Source organism: Shewanella sp. 11B5 (assembly GCF_002836795.1).
Lineage (GTDB): Bacteria > Pseudomonadota > Gammaproteobacteria > Enterobacterales > Shewanellaceae > Shewanella > Shewanella frigidimarina.
The window spans coordinates 1-9,041 of sequence record NZ_PJAP01000249.1 but is presented as its reverse complement, the minus strand read 5'-3'; the positions used below and the strand labels follow the sequence as shown (position 1 = coordinate 9,041).

General features: G+C 42.8%; 6 protein-coding genes. 3 read left to right on the top strand and 3 right to left on the bottom strand.

Annotated features, from left to right (window positions below):
- Positions 1–2,031: marine proteobacterial sortase target protein (locus CXF78_RS03210; protein ID WP_102035961.1), on the top strand; the 2,031-nt coding region annotated here is incomplete at its 5' end.
- Positions 2,032–2,045: 14 nt separating this feature from the next.
- The gene (locus tag CXF78_RS03205) at positions 2,046–2,672 is read left to right on the top strand and encodes a class GN sortase (protein WP_059745022.1); all 627 of its coding nucleotides are present in this window, start codon (positions 2,046–2,048) and stop codon (positions 2,670–2,672) included.
- Positions 2,673–2,936: 264 nt separating this feature from the next.
- Here CXF78_RS03205 and ilvN read toward each other — a convergent pair whose 3' ends face one another.
- From ilvN to CXF78_RS03190, 3 genes are all read right to left on the bottom strand, one after another.
- Positions 2,937–3,431: an acetolactate synthase small subunit gene (ilvN, locus tag CXF78_RS03200; protein WP_011637094.1), complete on the bottom strand. Its 495-nt coding sequence runs from the start codon at positions 3,429–3,431 to the stop codon at positions 2,937–2,939.
- The gene (locus CXF78_RS03195) at positions 3,431–5,149 is read right to left on the bottom strand and encodes an acetolactate synthase 3 large subunit (RefSeq protein WP_011637095.1); all 1,719 of its coding nucleotides are present in this window, start codon (positions 5,147–5,149) and stop codon (positions 3,431–3,433) included. The genes ilvN and CXF78_RS03195 overlap by 1 nt, the downstream gene beginning before the upstream one ends.
- A gap of 396 nt (positions 5,150–5,545) precedes the next feature.
- Complete coding sequence (locus CXF78_RS03190; RefSeq protein ID WP_049763580.1) at positions 5,546–6,706, bottom strand: multidrug effflux MFS transporter; 1,161 nt, start codon at positions 6,704–6,706, stop codon at positions 5,546–5,548.
- Between the two features lie 421 nt (positions 6,707–7,127).
- On the opposite strand from CXF78_RS03190, the gene CXF78_RS03185 reads away from it, so the two are divergent.
- Positions 7,128–8,930, top strand: a complete 1,803-nt coding sequence (locus CXF78_RS03185; protein WP_374702266.1) for a SulP family inorganic anion transporter — start codon at positions 7,128–7,130, stop codon at positions 8,928–8,930.
- Positions 8,931–9,041: the final 111 nt, after the last annotated feature.

Below are 9,041 nucleotides of genomic sequence, written 5' to 3'. Positions count from 1 at the left end.
ACTCAAGGCACATTAGAGTACTTTCAACAAAATCAAGTGATACAAGCTTTTGCGCTAGATACACAAGTGAGCATGGATGTGTCGGGATTACTCAATCGGGTCACGGTTAAGCAAGTGTTTATCAATGATTCTGATCAATGGGTGAATGGGCGATACTTATTCCCGTTACCTGAAACTGCAGCGGTCGATAGCATGCAGTTACGCATTGGCGACAAAGTTATCGCCGGACAAATTCAACCTAAAAAACAAGCATTACAGACTTTTGAAAACGCCAAAAAACAAGGTAAACAAGCGAGTTTGTTACAGCAACAACGACGCAATTTGTTTACCTCAGATGTGGCCAATTTAGGGCCACACGAACAACTCGTGGTCGAAATTAGTTATCAACAAAAGGTTGAGTATCGTGATGGGCTGTTTAGTTTACGTTTTCCATTAGCGATAACACCGCGTTATAACCCGCAAGCTGATCGCACTACCGAGCAGCCGCTATTGGCCATGCCATCGAGCGCTAATACGGCGACGTCTGCTAAACACGTCAGGCCTGCACTAGATGTAAAGATGCAGGTGAACATTGATGCTGGTTTTGAACTAACCTCGTTAGACAGTCTCTATCATCCGATTAAGCAATCTAATGTAGGTAATCATTACAGTGTGAACTTTGCCGGCAAACAAATTGCCGACCGTGATTTTGTATTGCAATGGCAGGCTAATGTAGGCGCAGTACCAAAAGCAGCGACGTTTTATCAAACCGGTAAAACTCATTTAGCAGACAATAGCGACGAGCGTTCAGAAACAGCACAAAGACAACCTAATCCGGTTGATAACAATATGTACTCGCTAGTGATGTTAATGCCGCCGAGTGTGGAAGTAAGCGAGCAACACCTTATTGCCAGAGAACTGATTTTAGTTATCGATACGTCTGGTTCTATGTCTGGCCAGTCTATTACTCAAGCTAAGCAAGCATTACAGTTTGCACTAGCGGGACTGCGTGACATCGACAGCTTTAATATTATTGAATTTAATAGTGACGTAACAATGTTATCTGCCACGCCATTGTCTGCTAATAGCCGTAATATTGGCAAAGCAAACCGATTTATCCAGTCATTAGACGCTGACGGCGGCACCGAAATGCGCAGTGCATTACAAACTGCGCTGGTGGACAGCGTACAGCAAGATTCTGATCAAACCGATGCCCACAGTGAAATGCTACGCCAAGTGATTTTTATGACCGACGGTGCCGTTGGCAATGAACATGAGTTGTATCAGCTTATTAACGATCAGTTAGGTGACAGCCGATTATTTACGGTTGGTATTGGCTCTGCGCCGAACTCCGATTTTATGCGCCGAGCAGCAACAATGGGGCGAGGAACATTTACCTACATTGGCAAAGAGTCTGAAGTGCAGCAAAAAATTGAGCAATTACTTAATAAAATAGAGCAACCCGTGTTGACCAATATTGGCTTGTACTATCTTGATGGCAGCGTACCGGATTATTGGCCGACCACCATTAGTGATTTATACCAAAATGAACCCCTTTGGGTAAGCATTAAATCGGCATCACACCAACAACAGCCTATCATAGTGTCTGGCAGCATTAATGGTCAGTATTGGCAGCAACAACTTAATTTTGAAGAAAACCAAGCAGCTAAAGGCATTGATTTATTATGGGCAAATGCGCAAATAACATCACTTGAGCTTTATAAAGACAATGCCAGCCGCGACCGCGTTAATAAGCAAGTTGAAGCATTAGGCTTGCTGTATCACTTGGTGACCAGCCAGACCAGTTTAGTTGCTGTTGATGTGACTCCGGTTAACCCATTGGTTGATAATCCAATAGATGTGCAGTTACAACCGCATATGCCCCATGGATTAAATGCAGCTCAATCGTCGCAAGTATTACCACAAACCGGTACCGCTAGTCGATTATGGTTATTAATTGGTTTTAGTTTATTAGGCTTAGGATTGTTGCACTATTTATGGCTAAGACAACGCTTACCAGGCCAATTGTTAGTGATTGAATCACATGATTAAACAGGAGCGGAAATATGCAGCGAACAATATCACCGACCAAGCATTGGATTGTGATTGTGCTTCTAAGCGTACTGGGATGTGCATTATTATTACAGGGAGGTTATATGCAAGCTAAAGCCCATTTTGCCCAGTTTTTAATTGAACGTGCTTTTGAAAAAACCTTGGCCGATAGCCAACCGCATAAACCCTGGTCTTGGGCAGACACTCATCCGGTGGCTAAGATGCGTGTGTTGCAACAACACAATGATAGCTTGCAACCTTTAGGCAGTGACTTGTACGTATTAGCAGGGGCATCTGGGCGCAATTTAGCATTTGGGCCTGGGTTGATGTTAGCGGGAGCTGCGTTGGGTGAGCAGGGCAATATGATAATTGCCGGCCATCGAGACAGTCATTTTATGCGTTTACAATACGTTAAGGTAGGCGACATGATTGAGCTTTATAGCACTGCAGGTGAGCGAGTGTTATATCAAATTACTACCACTCATGTGGTGCATGAAACCGACTTAGATGTGCTGGCCCCAACAGCTGAAAGTCATTTAACCTTGATAACCTGTTATCCGTTTGACCAATTGAGTGGCAATGCTGAGTATCGCTATATTGTTGAAGCTAAGCCGGTCGTGAGCAAACCTTTATACAGTTAATTTACAGGAAGGTTTCCGTGTTCGATTGGGTTGGCTGATAAGTTTGAAATCGTCAGGACTTTTTGAGGTTTGAATGCCATAAGATATAGAGGTTATGTGATACAGAGATTATGTGATTTGAACGTCATGAGAGCTGAACGTTTTTTATTAAAGAATCATTTCAATTAATGATTCAGTGAATGTGTTATCACGCCATCCAGCACTAAATAGCCAATAAAAAAGCAGAGTCCCAATAGGGCTCTGCTTTTTTGTATCAATAAGCCATTAGGCTCTCATTGACTTTTCACCTCTGGCTAAACCGACCACGCCTGAACGTGATATTTCAATCACCTTAGTTGTGTCGCTAATAGCATGGATAAATGCATCAATTTTATCACTGGTGCCAACCATTTGAATGGTATATAGATTGGCCGTAACATCAACAATTTGACCGCGGAAAATATCAGCTGTTCGCTTCACTTCTTCGCGTTGTTCGCCTTGGGCTTTTACTTTCACCAACGCAATTTCACGTTCAATGTAGGCCGATTCTGTGATGTTAGCCACTTTCAAAATATCGATAAGCTTGTGCAATTGCTTTTCAATTTGCTCAAGAATATTTTCATTGGCAATCACGGTAATATTTAAGCGCGACAAGGTCACATCTTCAGTCGGCGCAACGGTTAAGCTTTCGATGTTGTAGCCACGTTGAGAAAATAATCCCACTACTCGTGACAATGCGCCTGGTTGGTTTTCAAGTAATACAGAAATTATACGACGCATTAGCTTTTCTCCGTTTTGCTTAGCCACATTTCGTTCATCGCGCCGCCGCGAATGAGCATTGGGTAAACGTGTTCCGTTTCATCTACGCTGATATCAACAAACACTAACTTGTCTTTCATCGCCAACGCTTCAGCGAGCTTAGATTCAAGTTCATCTGGGTGACTAATGTTCATACCAACATGACCATAGGCTTCAGCAATTTTGGCAAAATTAGGCACAGAATCCATATAAGAATGGGAATGACGACCTGAATAAATCATGTCTTGCCATTGTTTTACCATGCCAAGGAAACGGTTGTTTAGGTTGATAATTTTAACCGGAGTATCATATTGCAGTGCCGTTGAAAGCTCCTGAATATTCATTTGGATAGAACCATCGCCCGTAACGCACACCACGGTAGCTTCAGGGAACGCCATTTTAACGCCCATTGCCGCAGGCAAACCAAAGCCCATGGTGCCTAATCCACCTGAGTTAATCCAACGGCGTGGTTTATCGAACGGGTAATATAACGCGGCAAACATTTGATGCTGGCCGACATCCGACGCCACATAAGCGTCACCATTGGTGAGTTTGTACAATGTTTCAATAACTTGTTGTGGTTTGATTCTATCGGTAGTGCGATCGAACTCTAAGCTCTTACGTGAACGCCAAATTTCAATGTCGCTCCACCATGCAGCCATCGCGGTAGCATCATTAGTGTCTTTTGATTCATCAAGTAGATCTAACATGCCGTCTAAAATATTATCGGCAGAGCCAACAATTGGAATATCGACCCGAACCGTTTTAGAGATAGAAGATGGATCAATATCGATGTGTAAAATGGTTGCGTTAGGACAATACTTTTCAACATTGTTGGTGGTGCGGTCGTCAAAACGGACCCCAATACCAAAGATTAAATCGGTGTTGTGCATTGCCATATTCGCTTCGTATAAACCATGCATTCCTAGCATGCCTAAACTCTGCTTATGGGTGCCAGGAAACGCGCCTAAGCCCATTAAGGTACTCACGACGGGGATATTTAAACGTTCAGCAAGGGCAAGAATTTGTGCATCACAACCCGAAATAACCGCGCCGCCACCGACATATAATACCGGTTTTTTAGCCGCCAACAGGGCTTGTAAACCGCGACGAATTTGGCCTTTATGACCTGATGTGGTGGGGTTGTACGAACGCATTTTAACGCTGTCCGGATAAACATAATCATGCAGTATATCTGGGCTTAAACAGTCTTTAGGCAAATCAATGACCACAGGGCCAGGGCGACCGGTAGCGGCAATAAAAAAGGCTTTTTTAACTGTTTCGGGTATGTCTTTAGCGTCTGTTATTAAAAAACTGTGCTTAACGATTGGGCGAGAAATACCAATCATGTCGCATTCTTGGAAGGCATCATTACCAATCAGATTACTCGGCACTTGACCAGACAACACAACCAGTGGGATTGAATCCATGTAAGCGGTGGCAATACCGGTAATAGCATTGGTAGCACCAGGGCCTGAAGTGACTAACACGACACCAACTTTGCCAGTTGCACGGGCATAACCATCAGCCATGTGCACAGCTGCTTGTTCATGACGAACTAGGATGTGTTCAATACCAGATATTTTATGCAGAGAATCATAGATGTCTAACACCGAACCGCCGGGATAACCGAAGATATGGCTGACACCTTCATCTATTAGTGAGCGCACGATCATACTCGCGCCAGAAAGCTTTTCCATGAAATGAATCCTTGTTAAGTTACCGTATGGTAAACAGTATCTTGTATACAACGACGGTAATCGTTTTAATCAATAAGTTTGAAGGATAATTCAAACTCGAAAATTGAAATTGCTGTCGCAATATTCAATGGCTGGTTTCATTGCTACTGAATCAGTAACTAGCCTCCATCTTATGTAAATTTATTTTTACTGCAACCCCTTTAGTTAATTATTTATCAAGGTTGAAATCATTTCATGTTTATGGGCTGCTTTTAGTTGTTGTGGCGAGTTTGATGTTTACGTAGGGCTATAGGCGTTTAGGAAAGCTATTTTTAATGTTTAAAGCCAACAAATAGGCAATAAAAAGACCACTAAAATAGTGGCCTTTACATAATGTTCTGACGGGAATATGTGGTGTTATTCAGTTCTAGTTAAAGTGCTTTGAAAAAACTGACATACACCGACTAGCAATATTGAACCAAGCATCAGTGCAGAAAAGGGCACGGCGCTACCATCATAAAAATACGCCAACAATGGCCCCGCGACGGCGCCAAAACCAAATCTTAACGTGCCGATAACGGCCGTTGCGGTGCCGGTTTCTTGTTTGAACTTCATTAATACAATGGCGTCGGCATTGACCGACATTACCCCGAGCGAACCCATTAAAGGGATAAGCATTAACACGGTAAAGTGATAGCTTAAATCAAGTAAATTAACCGCGAGCAAGCCCGTTGCGGCAATAATCCCGAAGAATGTTGACACATGCAACATCCGTTTAGATCCGAACCGGGTAACCACTCTAGAGTTAACAATGTTGGCGAGCATCAAGGCTCCCACATTAGTGCTAAATAAAATCGCAAACAGCGATTTATCTAAATTAAACACTTCCATGTAAATAAATGGCGAAGCGGTTAAGTAACAAAAGAAAGCAAACGACGTTAATACTCCGCTGGATAAATTCAGTTTTACACCATTGCGAGCAAATACTGTGTAGTAACCGCCTAAAAATGTCTTTTGGCTACGACCGCCTAGGTCTTTATCGCTGGGCATTTTTAGCTTGAATAAGACTAACGCCAATAATGTGATGGCATAACAACTTTGGCTTAAAAAGATAAGGTGCCAATCGCCGAGTTCCATAATTAAACTGCCCATCGTTGGGGCAAGTAATGGCGCTAACATCATAATAAGGCTGACATAAGACATACCTTTAGCTGTATTGTCGCCATAGATCTCTTTAATGTAACCTGGTACTACAACGGTGGCAGCGGCACCAATGAGAGCTTGTGCAAAACGCAATATCAAAAACTGTTCAATACTGGTACTAAGTGCAATTAACAAGCTGATAATGGTGAAACCTAACAACCCAAAGATAACTAGGGGTCGACGACCAATTTTGTCGGCAAGGGGGCCAAAAATCAGCATACCTAACGCATAACCAGCAAGATAAATACTGAGTGACTGTTGCACTGTGGTGATGTCGGTATCAAAACCTAATGCCAAGATGGACATAGCCGGTAGGTACATATCGATAGCTAAAGGCGTGATGGCAACAATAGCGGCCAGCATAGGGATTAGCATAGCTAAGTGGGGAATACCCGCAGAGACTGGAGATGAGTCGGATTTTGATGGCGATACCACGTGAACCTCGTGTGCTTTAGGTGTTGCAGAAGATGCTAATTTAATCGACGCTAGTTTACCACGTTACGGAGCATTTACTGCGGCTGATTTTTGTAATGAATAATGTGCGCCGTTTGTGTTTATCTTTACGTTTACCCTTATGTTGACAGAATCATTTTATTGAGGCGTTTTAGAGACATATCAATTACGCTTGCAGTAACGATATTGGTTGTTGTGCATGATTTACTTATTCTTGTTTAACCATCTTGTTTAGCCATAAATGAGTGACGAAAACGCCAAGCTTAACTCGCTTGGCGTTTTGTTGAGGATGAAATTTTATTTATCGTTAGTGAATATGTCGTAATTAATTTGAAATAAAACTATGATAACAACCTACTTTATTATTATTGAGGTTGTTGTGTTGCTGAGTCGGTTATATGGATTTATGCCTGGTTTAGAAACCTTTTCTCGTTACGAGAGAAGCTGGCTTAAAGATGACGTTCGTGCAGGTTTATCTGTTGCCGCCGTCGCTTTACCTGTTGCAATAGCGTACGCACAGTTAACGGGCGTCAATGCAGCAGTAGGTTTGTATTCATGCGTGTTACCGATGCTTATTTACGCCTTATTTGGCACCTCAAGACAACTTATCGTTGGCCCTGACGCTGCAACGTGTGCGGTAATTGCCGCTGTTGTGACGCCACTAGCCGCTGGCGACAGTCTAAAACATTGGCAATTAGTGATGACCATGACCGTTATGACTGGTTTTTGGTGCTTGATTGCGAGTCGATTTAAATTAGGCGTGTTAGCCGACTTCTTATCCAAACCTATTCTGATGGGGCTACTCAACGGTGTTGCCATTACCATTATTGTTGGTCAATTCTCGAAAATATTTGGTTTTACCTTTGATGAAAAATACTTACTTGAACGCCTAGGTGGTGCGCCAAGTTACTTATCACAAACTCACATACCGACATTGTTGATGGCCATTCTGACGGTGGTTGTTTATTTTGTGATGAAGCGGTTAAAACCGACATGGCCAGCATCAATGTTTGCAATTGCAGTAGGTGGTGCATTGGTGTGGGCTTTTCATTTAACCGATTATGATGTGGCGGTTATTGGTAGCGTGGCAGGTGGCTTGCCATCATTTCAAGCTCCTGTGTTTAACATTGGTATTGCGCGTGAATTAGTGATGCCGGCACTTAACTTAGCCATGGTTAGTTTTGTGAGTATGATGCTGACCGCGCGCAGTTTTGCTGCTAAAAATGGTTACGACATTGATGCCGACAAAGAGTTTAAAGCCTTAGGCTTAGCCAATATTGCATCCGCTTTATCGCAAGGTTTTGCCGTGAGTGGTGCAGATTCTCGTACTGCGGTGAACGATGCTAACGGCGGCAAAACTCAATTAGTGTCGGTAATTGCTGCCGTGTTAATCGCCGTAGTGGCGGTGTTTTTAACCGCGCCGTTAGAATTTATTCCCAGCGCAGCGCTCGGGGTAGTATTAGTAATAGCGTCTGTGCACCTTATCGACTTAAAAGCGATTTGGGGCTTACGTTTACGTGATCGCCAAGCGTTTTATTTAGCTTTAACCACTTTCCTCGCAGTACTTTTTATTGGCGTGATCCCTGGGATCACCCTTGCAGTGTTATTAGGATTGTTTCAGTTTCTTCGTACGGTTATGCGACCGACGGATCTAGTGTTGGGGCTGGATGCAAAAGGCATTATTCGCAGCTTAGATAGCAGCGACAAAGCCTCATCGGTACCTGGTGTGTTTATTTATCGGTTCAACTCTCCGCTGACCTATTTTAATGCTACCTATTTTAAGCGCCGTCTACTTGAACGCTTTGCTCGGCAGAACCAACTTGAAACGGTCGAATGTGTGATTATAGATGCGGTACCTTGCTTTACTCATTTAGATCTAAGCGTAATGGCAATGCTGACCGACATCGATGTGTTATTAAGAAAGCGTGGTGTCAGTTTAGTGTTGGCAGGGCGTAAGCGGCAGTTAATTAGCTGGTTTGAACAAACAGATATGGTGTCGGGCGAAGAAGGTATTACTATTCGCTCAGATTTATATCTCGCATTAAAGATGCAACAAAGTCATGTTGCAGCCTGTGAAGCACAACAGCTTGATGATAGTCATAGCGATGATTCAACCGAGACCGTATTAACACATAGTCAAATTTAACCATTAGGTTTACCTGGTACTGTGTGTTAGCTTAGTTTAAGTTTAAGTTTAAGTTTAAGTTTAAGTTTAAGTTTAAGTTTATGAATTTTAATGATTTTAATAAATGTTGTT